11 protein-coding genes are annotated in these 15688 nt (G+C 40.2%); 3 read left to right on the top strand and 8 right to left on the bottom strand.

The window, feature by feature from the left end:
- Positions 1-85: 85 nt before the first annotated feature.
- From FZF08_RS13895 to FZF08_RS13910, 4 genes are all read right to left on the bottom strand, one after another.
- Positions 86-1060 (bottom strand): FecR family protein, encoded by a 975-nt coding sequence (locus tag FZF08_RS13895; RefSeq protein WP_159469690.1) that lies wholly within the window; start codon positions 1058-1060, stop codon positions 86-88.
- A gap of 49 nt (positions 1061-1109) precedes the next feature.
- Positions 1110-1664, bottom strand: coding sequence for an RNA polymerase sigma factor (locus FZF08_RS13900; RefSeq protein ID WP_159469692.1), 555 nt, complete (start codon positions 1662-1664; stop codon positions 1110-1112).
- 220 nt (positions 1665-1884) lie between these two features.
- Positions 1885-2541: a DedA family protein gene (locus FZF08_RS13905; RefSeq protein WP_159469694.1), complete on the bottom strand. Its 657-nt coding sequence runs from the start codon at positions 2539-2541 to the stop codon at positions 1885-1887.
- Between the two features lie 52 nt (positions 2542-2593).
- Positions 2594-3388 carry a phosphosulfolactate synthase gene (locus tag FZF08_RS13910; protein ID WP_159469696.1) on the bottom strand — a complete coding sequence of 265 codons (795 nt, stop codon included), beginning with the start codon at positions 3386-3388 and terminating at the stop codon, positions 2594-2596.
- Positions 3389-3559: 171 nt separating this feature from the next.
- On the opposite strand from FZF08_RS13910, the gene FZF08_RS13915 reads away from it, so the two are divergent.
- The gene (locus tag FZF08_RS13915; RefSeq protein WP_229216522.1) at positions 3560-4036 is read left to right on the top strand and encodes a PaaI family thioesterase; all 477 of its coding nucleotides are present in this window, start codon (positions 3560-3562) and stop codon (positions 4034-4036) included.
- Here FZF08_RS13915 and FZF08_RS13920 read toward each other — a convergent pair.
- Positions 4031-5878, bottom strand: coding sequence for an ABC transporter ATP-binding protein (locus FZF08_RS13920; RefSeq protein WP_229216523.1), 1848 nt, complete (start codon positions 5876-5878; stop codon positions 4031-4033). The two genes, FZF08_RS13915 and FZF08_RS13920, sit on opposite strands and share 6 nt — an antisense overlap.
- Positions 5879-6023: 145 nt before the next feature.
- Between FZF08_RS13920 and mazG the strand changes: the two genes are divergently transcribed.
- Complete coding sequence (gene mazG, locus FZF08_RS13925; RefSeq protein WP_159469698.1) at positions 6024-6857, top strand: nucleoside triphosphate pyrophosphohydrolase; 834 nt, start codon at positions 6024-6026, stop codon at positions 6855-6857.
- A gap of 13 nt (positions 6858-6870) precedes the next feature.
- Here the strand turns inward: mazG and FZF08_RS31570 are convergent, their stop codons facing one another.
- The 3 genes from FZF08_RS31570 to FZF08_RS13935 all read right to left on the bottom strand — a co-directional run bounded on the left by FZF08_RS31570 (position 6871) and on the right by FZF08_RS13935 (position 12207).
- Positions 6871-7038: a hypothetical protein gene (locus FZF08_RS31570; RefSeq protein WP_200837078.1), complete on the bottom strand. Its 168-nt coding sequence runs from the start codon at positions 7036-7038 to the stop codon at positions 6871-6873.
- Between the two features lie 95 nt (positions 7039-7133).
- Positions 7134-8852, bottom strand: a complete 1719-nt coding sequence (locus FZF08_RS13930; protein ID WP_159469700.1) for a RagB/SusD family nutrient uptake outer membrane protein — start codon at positions 8850-8852, stop codon at positions 7134-7136.
- Between the two features lie 37 nt (positions 8853-8889).
- Entirely contained in the window at positions 8890-12207 is a 3318-nt protein-coding gene (locus tag FZF08_RS13935) for a TonB-dependent receptor (protein WP_159469701.1), read from the bottom strand.
- A 317-nt stretch (positions 12208-12524) separates the two neighbouring features.
- Here FZF08_RS13935 and uvrA point away from each other — a divergent pair, with 317 nt between their 5' ends.
- A complete protein-coding gene (uvrA, locus tag FZF08_RS13940; RefSeq protein ID WP_159469702.1) occupies positions 12525-15380 on the top strand; it encodes an excinuclease ABC subunit UvrA in 2856 nt (951 codons plus the stop codon).
- Positions 15381-15688 lie beyond the last annotated feature (308 nt).

The raw sequence follows: 15688 nt of genomic DNA on the forward strand, positions 1-15688 counted from the left end.
AAAATAATCATCAACGTAGTTTCAGTGGGGTAATTTCCGGGTACTTATTTTTATTGATATTTCGGTAGATATCAAACCTTTCGCGTTATTTCGAGCAGCCTTCGCCACGAACGAAAATTGTTGTTCCTCTTCTTTCATACGTCGCGTTCAATGCTTTACAGATCAGATCAAGTTGTTCAAACAGGGTAAGATCCGTCAGATCGCCGGTAAATTTGCAGGCTTCCACCGCATCGTTTTCAATCACAATATCGATTCCATATGCTTTTTCAAGTAATGAGAAGGCTTCTTTTACAGGAGTTTCCAAAAATGTAAAACCATAAGCAACCCGTATTTCGGTGCGGTTGATCACCGGATTTTCTACGATGGCTAGTTCCATTTTTCTGGATTTTTTGTCAAAGGTAATTTTTTGGTTTCTGGTCAGAATAACTCCGTTGCTACTGGAAGATGACTTTTCAGCCACTTCATAAACCGAAACACGGCCGGTTGCTACCAAAACTTCAATAGAACGTGCATCGTCATAAGATTTTACAGTAAAACTGGTTCCCAAGACCTGTGTCACCAGGTTTTCAGTTGAGACTACAAAGGGTTTGGCAGGGTTTCTTTTTACCTTGAAAAATGCTTCTCCATGCAGATAAACCAATCTGCGTTCGGCACCGAAATGTTCGGGGAAACTGATGCTGCTATGCTCTTTTAAAATCACAACACTGCCGTCTTCCAGAGCAACTCTTTGTGGTTTTGATGATGTATTTTTTATTTCTACAACACCCTGGTTTCCCAATGTTTCAAGTTTTAGCACTTCTGCATAATCCGATTTTTTTAGAAATCCCCAGCTTCCCAGGAGAATCAGAACTGAGGCAGCAAATCCTTTTAGCCAAGGTAAAAAACGAATATAAACTGGTTCTTTAATCGTATCGGTATACAGTTTTTGCTTAATCCTTTTTCCAATTTTTTCTTTTTCAGCTTCAAAAACAGGAGTCTCGTCAAAGGGATTATTTTCCAGGTATTGGTTTATAAACTTTTCTTCATCCGGCGATTGTTCACCGGAGAGGTACTTGTGCATTATTATATCAAAATCGTATTGATTCATTTCTCTTTTAGTTGTCTTCGTTTCAATTTTGCGTGTGATAGATCCAGAGTTGATCTTTTAAAACTTTGAGGGATTTGGTAATATGATACTCAACCGCTTTTTCCGACAAATTCATCTCTTTCGCAATTTCCTTTACAGATTGATTTTCAAATCGGCTTAGTTGAAATATTTTGCTAGTCTTTTCAGGAAGTTTTTTTAAAGCATTATCAAGCGCCTGTGAAAGGTCTGTAAATTCGGCTGTATCCTGAGTTAAAGCATTCTCCTGCATTTTTTGCAGAATGATGTATTCCTTGTATTTACGCCAGGTGATTTTTGATTTAATAAAATTGGTTATCAAATTCTTCATGGAAATGACAAGATAGGAACTCAGATGCCTGATATTACTTTCCTCACGGCGGTTCCACAGACTTTCAAACAAATCATGAACCAGTTCTTCGGCTTCTTCTTTTGTGCCGATCTGGTGAAAGGCAATACAAAATAACTTGTACCAATACCGGTCATAAATCTCCCCAAAGGCAATTTTATTGCCTTCACTTAGTCTCATAACCAGCTGTTCATCAGTTAAAATTGTGTCCATCAAGTTTCCGTTTACGGGAATACAAAGGTAAGGTCAAACAAAGGTCAAAAACCCCTAATGCGTTTTACCATTTTTTTAATTATTTTTTGAAGTGGATGTAAGTTTGTGAGTTTATTAATAGAAGTCTCAGCATGTTATAACACAAAAGACCTTCCAAATCATTGGAAGGTCTTTTGTATTTAACTTGCTGACAGCCGATTGCCGAAAGCCGAAGTAATTTTTATGCTGTTTTCGGTTTTGCCATTTTACTTTTGAAAAACTGATATATCATTGGCAATACTGAGAATCCGATAATTCCGAAAATAACAAGTTCGAAATTCTTTTTAACGATCTCCATGTTTCCAAAGAAGTAGCCAAGAAGTGTAAGCGAAGGAACCCAAAGAACAGCTCCCAAAACGCAGTAACCAATATATTTTGAATAATTCATACTTCCCGCACCGGCAACAAAAGGAGCGACCGTACGAACGATAGGAATAAAACGAGCCATAATTACTGTGCTTCCGCCATGTTTTTCATAGAAAGCTTCTGTTTTTTCAAGATATTCTCTTTTCAGGAATAAGATCCGTTCTCGTTTTTTTATTTCACCGCCAAACTTTTTACCCATGAAATAATTGACATTATCACCTAAAAGTGCAGCGACTATTAATACCAAAATAATTATCCAAACATTAAGTCCTGTTCCTTCATTTGCCGCAATAGCACCTGCTGCAAAAAGAAGTGAATCACCAGGAAGCAGTGGCATAATAACCAAACCGGTTTCTGTAAAGACAATCAGGAAAAGAATAACATAAGTCAACGTTCCGTACTGTTGTACGATATCAAACAAATGTTTATCAAGGTGAAGGAAGATGTCAATAAACTGCTTTAATAATTCCATGGTTTTAAAATTTGGCCAATTATGGTATGAGATGAAAGGTGAGTTGAAACAGTTATTTTGAATCAATTTTCCATTCTTTTTTTGTTTTTGCATTCAAAAAATGATTGAAAGTATCCCCGCGAAGTCCCAAACGGATTGTTTCTAACGGGATAAGTTCGCTTGGAGCAATGTTTCCAAGATTTACATTAGAACCCAACAGCTTAACAAACCAAACTTGCTGAGATTTTTGCGGTGCTTCCCAAAGCATTTTTTCAAAAGGAATTTGTGTAAGAATTTCTTCAACCAAACCCTGGCGAACTTCTCCGCTCGCTCTGAAAAGTCCTACATTTCCGGATTCTCTCGCTTCTCCGATAACCTTCCACGCACCAGCTTCCAGTTCAGACTGGATAAGCTGTATCCATTTATAAGGAGGAATTATTTTGTTTTCATCTTTTGATCCCACTTCCGACAACACGGTAACCTGCGTAGCCAGTTTGCGGATATATTCACATTTTACATCCTGAGCCATTTCAAGAGATCCATCAGATACTTCGGCATATTTAAGATCATATTTATCCAAAAGTTTGCGGAAGTCATCAAACTGATTTCTTACTACAAAAGCTTCAAACAAGGTTCCGCCGAAATAAACAGGAATACCGGCGTTTTTATAAACGGCCAGTTTTTCATTCAGATTTGACGTAACATAGGAAGTGGCCCATCCCAGCTTAACGATATCTATAAATCCGGAGGCACTGGAAATCATATCTTCGGTTTCCCTGATACTAAGCCCTTTATCCATAACCATCGTAATTCCCTTTTCACGAGGCTTTTCAGAACGGGAAGGAATCTGTGATAACGTAAAATTCATATTTGGATACTCTTTTAAGTCTTCGAAAAACTCGGGCAAAGGTAGCAATTACCTTTGATACGTAGCAATAAAATCCATAGTATTGATATGTATCTTGACGTAAATCTGTGTTAATTACTATTTTCCAATAATATACCGCTGTATATTTACCTTTCTTAATGATTAATTAAAATGAACGAATCTTTGAAGCCTGATCGGGTAAGCGACAAAACACGTCTGGAATATATGCAGACTTTTATTGGTAAACCGATGGAGGAAAGTCATTCGCCGGTTGGCAGGTGGTTAAACGGAATGTTGCTTGATATTCAGGAAGGAAGTATGAAGGTTGAATTTGTCGTAAGAAAGGATATGTCAAATCCGATGGGAATCTTACACGGAGGAATTGCAGCAACGATTCTGGACGAGGTTGTTGGGACAATGGTGTATGCTTTGGGAAGGGAATTTGCCTTTGTTTCTGTTAATCTGAATTGCGACTTTTTGAACGCTGCAAAAGTTGGGGAAACCATTTTTGCCAGCGGAAATGTCATTCGCGCCGGCAAAAATATTATTCATGTGGAAGGAAGTATTGTGAGTGCCGAAGGTGTGATTATTGCTAAATGCACAAGCAATCTGCTCCAAACCGGACTGAGAATCCCATCGTTATCATAAGTATCCCTGAGCCTGTAACTGAAATAATTCGGCGTATTTTCCGTTGATATTCAGTAACTCGTCATGTGATCCGAATTCAATCAGTTTTCCTTTTTCCAGGAATAAAATCCGGTCGGCCATACGGACGGTTGAAAATCGATGGGAAATTAAAACGGCCATTTTTCCATGAATAAGTTCACTGAAACGTTGAAAAACCTGATGTTCTGCACGGGCGTCGAGCGCGGAAGTTGGTTCATCCAAAACGATGAGTTGAGCATTTCTCATGTAGGCACGCGCCAAAGCAATTTTTTGCCATTGACCACCTGAAAGTTCGGTTCCTTCTTTAAAACGTTTTCCTAAAACCTGTTCAAAACCGTTCGGTAGTTGCGTAATCAATTCATTGGCCATACTCATTTCAGATGCGATTTGAATGGCTTCTTTGTCATCGATATTTTCAATGTCGCCAACGGCAATATTGTCGGAAACGGTCATTTCATAGCGGATATAGTCCTGGAAAATAATCCCGATATTAGCCCGAAGATCAGCCAGCTGATAATCCAGAATATCAATTCCGTCAATCAATATTCGTCCTTCGGTGGGTTTGTACAAACAGGCGAGAAGTTTTACCAACGTCGTTTTTCCTGCACCATTTTCGCCAACGAGCGCAAGTTTTTCTCCCGGATTCAAGGTAAAAGAAAGATTTCTGATTGCCCAGAAATCATTATCAGGATATTTAAAACTGACGTTCTCAAAGGTTATACCTTTTTGAATTGGACGAGGAATTAATTTTCCATTTTCATTCGCCAGAATTGTCGGTTCAATTTCAAAAAACTCGAAAAGATCTTTCAGATAAAGTGCGTTTTCTGCAATTCCTGAAAAGCGGCTCATGATACTTTGCAGCATTCCATGCATTCTTTGGAAAGAGCCGGAAAGGAATGTCATGGTTCCAATGGTGATAAGTCCGCTCAATGTTTGCATCAATACAAAAAAGTAAGCGGCGTAATAAGCCACCGTCCCAATAGCTGATAAAAAATATCCCCAGCTGGCGCGGCTGATCGAAATTTTACGATTTGCCAGATAATATTCTTCTGAAAGTTCTTTAAAACGTTTTGCCAGATAATTTTCAAGACCGAAAACCTTGACTTCTTTCGCTGTTTCTGCACTGGATCCGAGGTAGCGCAAATAATCAAGTTCTCGTCTTTCGGGCGTCCAGCTGCGGGTTAGCGAATATGTTTTTTCATTAAAATGTGTTTCTCCTAAAAAAGATGGAATAACGGCGATAATCAGAATAAGTATCAGCCAGGGATTGAAAACGATCAAACCTGCTCCTAGGGAAAGTAAGGTTAATATATCCTGAATTTGTGCCAGTGTTTGAGAAAGCAATACTGTTCTACCGGCAGTTTGCCGGCGTGCCCTTTCCAGTTTGTCATAAAAAACAGGATTTTCAAACTGATACAAATCCAGTTTCGCTGCGTGATGGACAAGATCAACAGAGGTTTTATTAGCAACCAGATCGCCGAGCAAGCTATCGAATAAATTGATACAGCGGTTCAGAAGATCTGATATGATAGTCAGCCCAAGTTCTGCGCCAACAAGAAGCCACAAATAGTTATGAGAATCTGCCCGGTTACCGATCAACCTGACTACTTCATCAATGATTTCTTTACCAATGTAAAGCATCAATAATGGAAGTGCGGATTTGATAAGCCGGAAAATAATATTTCCGAGCGTCAGTAATTTATTTGTTTCCCAGACAAGCCGGAAAAAACGGGGAAGATTTTGTAAAGCAGAAAATCGCTTTTTAAAAGATTGTGAAGACGAGGAGGTTGATTTAAAAGATTGACTTGCAGGTATTTTCTTCAATATATATTATTAAGTTGGTTATGCTGAAATAATCATTTTATGTTGAAAAAAGTTCGCTGCTTTCAAGCGGATTAATTTTAGAAACGCAACAGGAGAGTTTCTCCAATTTTTTAAATTTTAAATGCTGAAACCTTACCTTTGAATTATGGAAAAAAACTTCAGCGATTTGCCGGAAAGCCGTCAGCAGCAACTTATGGCATTTGACCGTTTGCTTACGATCATGGATGAATTACGGGAACAGTGCCCTTGGGACCGTAAACAAACTTTGGAAAGTTTGAGGCATCTGACAATAGAAGAAACCTATGAATTGTCAGATGCAATTCTGGAAAATGATTTGCCGGAAATAAAAAAGGAGCTTGGAGATGTTCTTTTACATATTGTTTTTTATGCCAAAATCGCTTCTGAAAATAATCCCGAAACATCGGTAAGCTTTGATATTGCCGATGTATTGGCTGCAATTTGCGATAAGCTGGTTTCCCGCCATCCGCATATTTATGGAGATGCAAAAGCAGATACCGAAGAACAGGTGAAGCAGAATTGGGAAAAACTTAAATTAAAAGAAGGAAATAAATCTGTGTTATCAGGCGTTCCGGGATCTTTGCCAGCGTTGGTAAAGGCGATGCGTATTCAGGAAAAAGCCCGTGGGGCAGGATTTGACTGGGATGAAAAACAACAGGTTTGGGAAAAGGTTGAAGAAGAATTACAGGAATTTAAGGAAAATTTCAACATTGAAACAGGTGAAGTAATTGATCAGAAAGAGGCGGAAGGGGAATTTGGTGATCTGTTATTTTCACTTGTCAATTATTCAAGATTCGTCGATATCAATCCTGAAACTGCTTTGGAGCGTACCAATAAAAAATTCATACGCCGTTTTCAATACATGGAAGAGGCGTCAAAAGCGGATGGGAAATCTTTGACAGAAATGACCCTGACTGAAATGGATGAATATTGGAATCAGGCGAAGGCATTGAAAGTATAGAATGAATTTACCTTTACATATCGTTTTCTTTCAACATTCTGATGAAATCGTCTTCGTAGGCTTTGACTGCTTTTAGCAATTCTTCCAGTTCATTTTTCTCGGGTGTTCCCGGTTTTGCTCCGAAAATTTCATCGATTCTTTCGGAAGCTTTTTCGTAATCGCTTTCGTTATTCAGTATCATTTTATAGCTGCTTTTGTTATAACTGGTACAAATTTAACAATAAAAAGCCGACTCAAATGAATCGGCTCTTTTATTGTTAAATTCAACCTGATGTTCTAATATCCACTGTTTTGTGTTAAAGTAGGTTTTCCACCTACCTGGCTGTTTAATATTTCCTGAATCGGGATTGGGAAATATTCGTGTTTTCCTTTTACGAATGTTGAACCTTTCAAATAGGCACGTTTGGTACCTTCCATTAGGTAATATGCATTCATAGTCTCCGCAGCAATTCCCCAACGAACAAGATCATAACGTCTGTTGCCTTCCATTCCAAGTTCAAGACGTTCTTCAAATCTTACAGCTTTGCGGGCATAAGCCTGATCCGGCCATGTAGTGCTGTATTCTTTTATCACGTAATTGGCAGCTGCTGTTCCGTCTGCATTTTTCACAAAACCTTCCGGTCTTGCAGCTCTTGCACGAATCTGGTTTACATAAGCTCTTGCTTTGTCGAGGCTACCGATTTCTGTTTCAATTTCTGCAAGCCATAACAAAACCTGCGCATAACGAATCATGCGGAAGTTGTTTGCATTCAAACGGTTATTGGAAGCGAACGAAGGATCTGCTTTGGCTGAAACGTGTTTCTTTGGAGAATATGGACCTCCGTAAGTCTGATCTCTCACATACGCTTTTCCTGGATGAACGCCCCAGTCAAGATATGGAATACCACGACGGCCAACAGTCCAGTCCAGACGAGGATCAAGCGGTCCTGCATAAGGAGTAAATGGAGCAGTGGATTCAATACCCTGATCGTTCGGAATATCAGAATTGTCATAGGTATCTAGCAACGGTAATCCGTTTTCATCTGTTTTAAATGCGTTAACCAGGTTATTCGAAGGTTGGAAAAATCCGCAGCATGTTGTAAATGCACCACCGCCATATGGATAATTCAATGTCGATCCGATATTTCCGTTTTCTCCACCGGCAGCACCGTCGTTCACTGAATATTCAACTTCAAAAATCGATTCTGCGTTGTTGTTTGTGCTAGCCTGGAAGTTGTCGTGGTATTTAGCCATAAGACTGTATTTTCCGCTTGCAACAATCGCTTCCAGAATTGTTTTTGCTTCTGCATACTTTTTCTGGAACAAATATACTTTGGACAACATTGCACCCGCAGCCCATTTTGTAGGGCGGCCTGGCTGAGATTGCGAAGTTGGTAAAACATCATAAGCTGCTTTCAAATCTGCTTCAATGTTTGGATAGATATCCGTGCTGTTCGGCAATTTAGTACTTTCCAGATTGTTTGGATCGTACGTTTTATCGTCGATATATGGCACCATATTGTACATTTTTTTCAATTCAAAGTGGTAGTTTCCACGAAGAAAACGGGCTTCGGCTGTTACCTGGGCGCGTTCTGCATCGGTAAAGTCAGTTGCTTTTGCCAGATTTTGAAGAACATCATTTGTACGAGCGATACCGTCATACATACCTCTCCATTTTCCACGGAAATAAATATTATCTGATGCAATATTTCCTGTTTCAATTAAAGAAATAGGCGGCTGGTCACCAGCGTTGGTCCCTTTATGTGCATCATCTGAGGCAACACTGCCGTATACCCAGTTATCAGCGCCAACGTTATATGACCGGTAAGCTCCTTCGGCAGTTGCCCATCCGTCGAGCAGTGCATAAGCACCAACAAGTAAGGCATTCACTCCGACTTTGTTTTGAAGCGTTGTTGAGTTAAGGGCCGCTTTGGGGTTGACATCCAGAAACTTATCCGAACATGAACTTAGAATTCCCAGAATAACGGCCGAGAATAGTATGGTAATTTTTTTCATTGCTTTATATAATTAAAGTTTTGCTAAGGTCAGGTGATTAGAAACTTACGTTAAGTCCAACGATATACTGTTTTGAAGCAGGATATGATCCGCCGTCAACACCAATTTGTCTGTCGTTACCAGCACCGTAGTTACGAAGGTTGATCTCCGGATCCATTCCTGAATATTTCGTGATCGTGATCAGGTTCTGGCCTTGAACATAAATGCGGCAAGGTCCAAGTCCAAGTTTCGAAGCAATCGTTTTTGGTAAAGAATACGTCAGCTGAATATTTTTGAAGCGGAAATAAGAACCTTTTTCCAGATAATAATCAGAAGGAAGAATACTAACCTGATCGCTTGAATTCAGCTGAGGAAGGATCGCGTCAGTTTTGCCAGGTCTCCATGATTCGTTCAGCATACGTGTACTTTTGTTCCCGAAGAAAGTAGGGAAATCGGTCCAGTATTTTACATAGTTGAAGATTTCGTTACCCTGAACACCAGCACCGAACAAAGCAAGTCCGAAGTTTTTGTAATTCACATTGATGTTAAGACCATAAGTGAATTTCGGGTGAGGATTGCCAATGATGCTCAAATCTTTGGTATCAATCACACCATCTCCATTGACATCAACAAATTTGAAACGACCTGCTCTGTTTTCATTAGAACCCAAATTGTTTTTAGGCGCTTCCTTTGCTTCTGCATCCGTCTGGAAAATACCGTCATGTTTGTAACCAAAGAATGAAGATATCGGGTGGTTTTGCTGTGTTACAACAAAGTTCTGGATACGTTCATCGTTGATACCAAAGTATTGTGTATTCGGGTCACCATTTGTTTTTGTTACCAGGTTACGGTAAGTACTTACATTACCACCGATCGTGTAAGTAAGGTCTCCGCCAAGGGCTGCCCCATTATAATTAATACCAAGATCAATACCACGGTTTCTCATAGAACCAATATTCTGGAAAGGCGCAGCGGCCACACCAGCAGTCAATGGAGGAGAAACCGGGAACAACATATCCGAAGTGGTACGTGTGTACCAGTCTAATGCAACGTCAAATTTCCCTTTGAAAAAAGCCGCATCCAAACCTATGTTTGTAGACGTTGTTGTTTCCCATTTTGCTTTTACGTTACCAAACTGTACCAGTTCATATCCTGGAATTGCAGAAGTTTTTGCTCCGTTTAAGTCATAGAAAGACAAAGCAGGGTTAGTAGCGTATTGTGTAAAGGAGTTGTAGTTCCCAATTTCCTGGTTACCTGTTTGTCCCCATCCAACTCTTAGTTTGGCATAAGACAACCATGATGCCGTTGATTTTGCGAAATTTTCCTCAGACAATACCCAGCCACCACTTACAGCAGGGAAATAAGCCACACGATTAGCAGCAGCAAATCGTGAAGAACGGTCACGACGAACAGTTGCGTCAAACAAATATCTGCCTTTCAAACCATAACTTGCACGTGCAAATTCTGAGGCAAGTCGCCAGTTGGCCGCACCTCCGTTGTTTGTTTGAACACCTGTTCCAGCGCTCAGGTAACGGTTATCCAGGGCATCAACAAGGAAGTTGGTACGTGTCGCATCAAAATTTTCATAATAATTTTTGATAGACTCGGTACCGGCGATTATATTCAACTTGTGAATGTTGTTCAGTACAATATTGTAAGTCAATGTGTTGTACCAGGTCCAGGTCCATTCGTAGTTGTTGGTTGTCGTTAAGCTTTGCGTACTTCTAGCTTCGGCAGACTCAATGTCTCTCGGAGTATAGTTACGATAATTGTAAAGGTTGTAGTCAATACCAAAGCTTGATTTTGCTGTAAGGTTCTTAAGGATATCAACCTCTGCATAGGCATTACCAAACAAACGAACTTCGTTTTGATTATTGTCCTTGTTTCTTACCAAAAGAGAAACCGGGTTTACCGAGTTATCAACGTCAGTACCACGTGTTCCGGCGAAATTTCCGGCAACATCATAAACAGGAACGATAGGTGGTACACGGTATGCAAAAGTAGTCGGATTACTTTCGTTGCTGTTACCGCCTGGCTGACCTACTCTTGATGCGTAACCAACCTGAAAGTTTTGGCCTACTCTGATACGTTTGTTGACGTTAAATTCTGTGTTAGAACGTAAAGTATAACGTTTGAAACTTGTATTGATCATGATACCTTGCTGGTTGAAATAATTCAGCGACATTGCATAACGACCACTTTCTGTTCCACCGGAAACGCCAATCTGATGATTCTGGATTGGTGCTGGCTGATAAATTTCTTTAAGCCAGTTTGTTCCTTCTTTATTTGCTTTGGTAATCAGCCATTTGGTTTTGTTAAAATCAGCAGAGTTTACATCGGTGCTGTAATTTACATAGGTGCCGTCAGGATTTTTGGCAACTTTTGGATCACCTTCATACGTTCCTGATGGGAAAATGTAATCCGGGATTTTAGGTGTCGATCCATTTCCAAATTGTGCATGCGTTGGATAAGTTAACGCAGTTCCTGCCGGAAATGCGCCATCAACCATTTTGCCCTGGTTAATTGTATTAGTTCTTGCCTCCCATGTCAAATCAGCATATTGTTGTGTATTCAGCATGCTTAAAAGCTTGCCAGGACGTTGCGTACCGTAATAGGTATCATAAGTAAAAACCGGTTTACCAACTTTTCCTCTTTTTGTTGTGATGATAACTACACCATTACCAGCACGTGATCCGTAGATAGAAGCCGCAGATGCATCTTTCAGGATCTGCATGGATTCGATATCGTTGAGGTTCAATGTGTTCAGAGTATTGGACACACCGTTTGCTCCAACACCTTTTGTAGGAACTCCATCAACAACATACAGGGGTGAGTTGTCATTGATTGTTCCAAAACCACGAATACGAACGGATACTCCGCCACCTGGGCTGTTCTCATTACCAATAACCACACCCGGCACTTTTCCCTGTAATGCCTGGCCAAGGTTGGTAGAAGGTGTGCTTAATAATTGTTTGGCATCCAAAGTGGCTACCGCGCCCGTAATTTCCTTTTTGGATTGTGATCCGTAGCCGGTTACAACTACTTCACTCAGGTTTTTGATGTCATCAACCAGACTTACATCAATGACAGATTTGGCACCTACAACAATTTCCTGTTTACCGAAGCCAATTGAAGAATACACTAATGTTGCACCGCCACCTTTTAAATCAATAGCATATTTTCCATCAGCGTCGGTTACGGTACCTGTGGTGGTTCCTTTTACAGTTACGTTAACACCGGGTAAACCAATGTTGTCTGTGGAAGAAACAACTTTGCCCGTGACGCGTTTGTCCTGGGCATAGGCAACACTGCTGCTAAAAATTGCCAGTAGCAATATGGTAACAGCAAGAAATAAGAATCGTAAATTTTGTTTCATACGTGGGGATTTTGTTAAATGTTAAAAAAGTATTAGTTATTGTCAAGATAATATTAAATGTACGGATTCTTTATAATAATATGCCATCGATAAAGCATTATTTTTATGAAAAATATTAATATATCGATGGTTACATACTTCACTTTTCTGATAAATATTCAATGCGCAAACGTTTGCGCCATACGTTGATTCTAACTTTCACACAATTCAAAATATGTTAAAGCATATGAATAATCAGGTGTGTTTTTGCAACTCAACAACTACTTTTGTGGTTATGAATTGAGAGCATTACACGGATATAAATCAACAGGATCATTTTGAAACATTTGAATGGAATTGAACTCGCAGAGCAGGACCTGATAGAGGTACAGGGTGCCCGTGAGCATAATTTGAAGAATATTGATGTTAGCATTCCACGAAACAAACTTGTCGTGGTAACGGGTATCAGTGGCAGTGGTAAATCTTCTTTGGCTTTTGATACCATATATGCTGAGGGGCAAAGGCGTTATATGGAAAGTTTTTCAGCTTACGCCCGTGGTTTTATCGGAGAAATGGAGCGGCCGGATGTGGATAAAATCAGTGGATTATCCCCGGTTATCAGTATTGAACAAAAGACAACTTCAAGAAATCCACGCTCGACCGTGGGAACAGTTACCGAAATTTATGACTTCCTGAGGTTATTATACGCAAGAGCGGGAGAGGCATATTCGTATGTGACGGGGAGAAGAATGGTGAAACAATCGCAGGATCAGATTGTGAACCAGCTTATGACTCAGTTTCTGGGACAAAAAACAATTTTACTTGCTCCGGCGGTAAAAGGAAGAAAAGGACATTACCGTGAGCTTTTTGTCCAGATTGCGCGATTGGGTTACACCAAGGTACGAGTCGATGGCGAAGTTCAGGATATTGTTCCGAAAATGCAGCTGGACCGTTATAAAGTTCATGATATTGAAATTGTTGTGGATAGGGTTGTGCCAAAATCTGAGTCGGAAGATCCGCAATCCCGTTTCCGTTTAAGCCAGTCTGTTTCAACCGCTATCAAACAAGGAAAAGGTGCATTAATGGTTTTGGATGAAAAAGGAGAAACCTATTATTTCTCCCAAAACTTGATGGATCCGGAATCCGGAATCAGTTATGATGATCCTTCTCCAAATAATTTTTCGTTTAACTCGCCCTATGGCTGGTGCCCGACTTGTCAGGGATTGGGTTTGGTGGAGGAAATTACAGAAGATTCCATCATGCCGGATCGCAAATTGTCCATTAGTAAAGGTGGAATTGCGCCGATGGGAGAATATCGGGAAGCCTGGATTTTCAAACAACTGGAAGTTTTATTGAAACCTTTTAAGGTAAATCTTACAACACCGCTTGAAAAATTCCCTGAAGAGGCGATCAAAGTTGTGCTTTATGGAAGTGAAGAACCGGTAGCGGTTCCTTCAAAAAAATATCCGGGGACAGAGTGGGATACCAAATTTGACGGAATTATCAATTTCCTGAAACGTCAGCAGGAAACCGGAAATGATAAAATCCAGGATTGGCTTAAAGATTTCATGACCATCAATACCTGTCCGGAATGTAACGGCAAGCGTTTGAGAAAAGAATCTTTGCATTTCAAAGTGGATGGAAAAGACATAGCCGATTTGTCAAACCGTGATGTTCGTGATTTGTCAAACTGGCTGGAAGGTCTGGAAGACCGTTTGGAAGAAAGACAGAAAATAATTGGTCACGAGGTTTTGAAAGAAATCCGGAAACGGGTTGGTTTCTTATTGGATGTTGGTCTTGATTATCTGACTTTGAACCGCGCTCTTCGTACACTTTCGGGTGGTGAAGCACAGCGGATACGCCTGGCCACCCAGATTGGAACGCAGCTTACCGGCGTTTTATATATTATGGATGAGCCAAGTATCGGTCTTCATCAGCGCGATAATGTGAGGCTTATCAATTCCTTGAAAAGTCTGCGTGATCTTGGAAATACAGTTTTGGTTGTGGAGCATGATAAGGATATGATGCTAGCATCGGATTATATTGTGGATATCGGTCCCGGAGCCGGTCGCCACGGTGGAAATGTGGTAGGTGCAGGAACGCCTGAAGAATTCCTGAAAAACGGTTCTTCAACGGCTGATTATTTAAGTGGAAGACAAAAAATTGAAATCCCGAAAGTTCGCAGAAAAGGAAATGGCAATTATCTTTCATTAAGAGGATGTACAGGCCATAACCTGAAAAATGTGACAATGGCATTTCCGTTAGGAACGATGATTTCGGTTACCGGGGTAAGTGGAAGTGGAAAATCTTCTTTAATTCATGAAACGCTCTTTCCCTTATTAAACCATCATTTTTATAAATCAAGAAGAGAACCGCTTGCTTATAAATCGATCGAAGGTTTAGAACATATCGATAAAGTAATTGAAGTAGACCAGTCGCCAATCGGGCGGACGCCACGTTCCAATCCGGCAACGTATACCAATCTTTTCACTGATATCCGTACGCTTTTTGCTGAATTACCGGAAGCGAAAATCCGGGGTTACAAACCCGGCCGTTTTTCTTTCAATGTAAAAGGAGGAAGATGTGAGGATTGTGAAGGTGCGGGAATGAAGCGAATTGAAATGGATTTTCTTCCTGATGTGCACGTGAATTGTGAAACCTGTAAAGGGAAACGATTTAATCGTGAAACACTGGAAGTTCGTTTTAAAGGAAAATCCGTGGCTGATATTCTGGATATGACGGTTGAAACGGCTTTGGATTTTTTTGAAAACCAACCTCGTATTTTGAGAAAAGTACAAACACTTTTTGATGTAGGCTTAGGCTATATCACGCTTGGACAACATGCTACAACGCTTTCCGGTGGTGAGGCGCAACGTGTGAAATTGTCGGAGGAATTGTCAAAACGCGATACAGGAAAAACACTTTACATTCTGGATGAACCGACGACCGGATTACATTTCCAGGATATAAAACATCTTCTGAAAGTTCTTGACAAACTGGTTGAAAAAGGAAATACGGTTTTGATCATTGAACACAATCTTGATGTTGTGAAAGTTTCGGATTACGTAATTGATCTTGGCCCGGAAGGTGGTGCGTTAGGTGGGAAAATCATTGCGGAAGGAACGCCTGAAAAAGTTTCAAAAGTGAAAGGAAGTTATACCGGGTTTTTCCTGAAAGAGGAATTGAAGGGATAGATTGTTAGGCGTTGGCTATTAGCGGTTAGCGATTAGAATGGAGTTGGAAAGCAGTCAAGATTTAGGAATACCTAGTCTTGGCTGCTTTTTATTTTGCATTGCTAATGGTTTTCGGCTTTTCTCAGAGCCTCCTGTCAATAGGAACTTATTTTACCCAGAAGTTTTCAGGCTCCTTAGGAGCCTCCTGTTTATAGAAAGTAATTTGTTCCAACGGTTTTCCTGGCTCCTTAGGAGCCTCCTATGATTTTGGGTAGATAATTTTTGGTTAATATTTTAAAGAGACTCCGATGGAGTTACGATTGATTTTG

The sequence above is a fragment of the Dyadobacter sp. 3J3 genome, from assembly GCF_009801115.1.
In the GTDB taxonomy this organism is placed as follows: Bacteria; Bacteroidota; Bacteroidia; order Cytophagales; family Spirosomataceae; genus Dyadobacter.

Bases quoted from the DNA above. Each gene is read 5' to 3' on its own strand.
- FZF08_RS13935 (WP_159469701.1), bottom strand. From the start codon at position 12,207: ATGAAACAAAATTTACGATTCTTATTTCTTGCTGTTACCATATTGCTA.
- mazG (WP_159469698.1), top strand. From the start codon at position 6,024: ATGGAAAAAAACTTCAGCGATTTGCCGGAAAGCCGTCAGCAGCAACTT.
- FZF08_RS13905 (WP_159469694.1), bottom strand. From the start codon at position 2,541: ATGGAATTATTAAAGCAGTTTATTGACATCTTCCTTCACCTTGATAAA.
- FZF08_RS13930 (WP_159469700.1), bottom strand. From the start codon at position 8,852: ATGAAAAAAATTACCATACTATTCTCGGCCGTTATTCTGGGAATTCTA.
- FZF08_RS31570 (WP_200837078.1), bottom strand. From the start codon at position 7,038: ATGATACTGAATAACGAAAGCGATTACGAAAAAGCTTCCGAAAGAATC.
- FZF08_RS13915 (WP_229216522.1), top strand. From the start codon at position 3,560: ATGAACGAATCTTTGAAGCCTGATCGGGTAAGCGACAAAACACGTCTG.
- FZF08_RS13900 (WP_159469692.1), bottom strand. From the start codon at position 1,664: ATGGACACAATTTTAACTGATGAACAGCTGGTTATGAGACTAAGTGAA.
- FZF08_RS13910 (WP_159469696.1), bottom strand. From the start codon at position 3,388: ATGAATTTTACGTTATCACAGATTCCTTCCCGTTCTGAAAAGCCTCGT.
- FZF08_RS13895 (WP_159469690.1), bottom strand. From the start codon at position 1,060: ATGCACAAGTACCTCTCCGGTGAACAATCGCCGGATGAAGAAAAGTTT.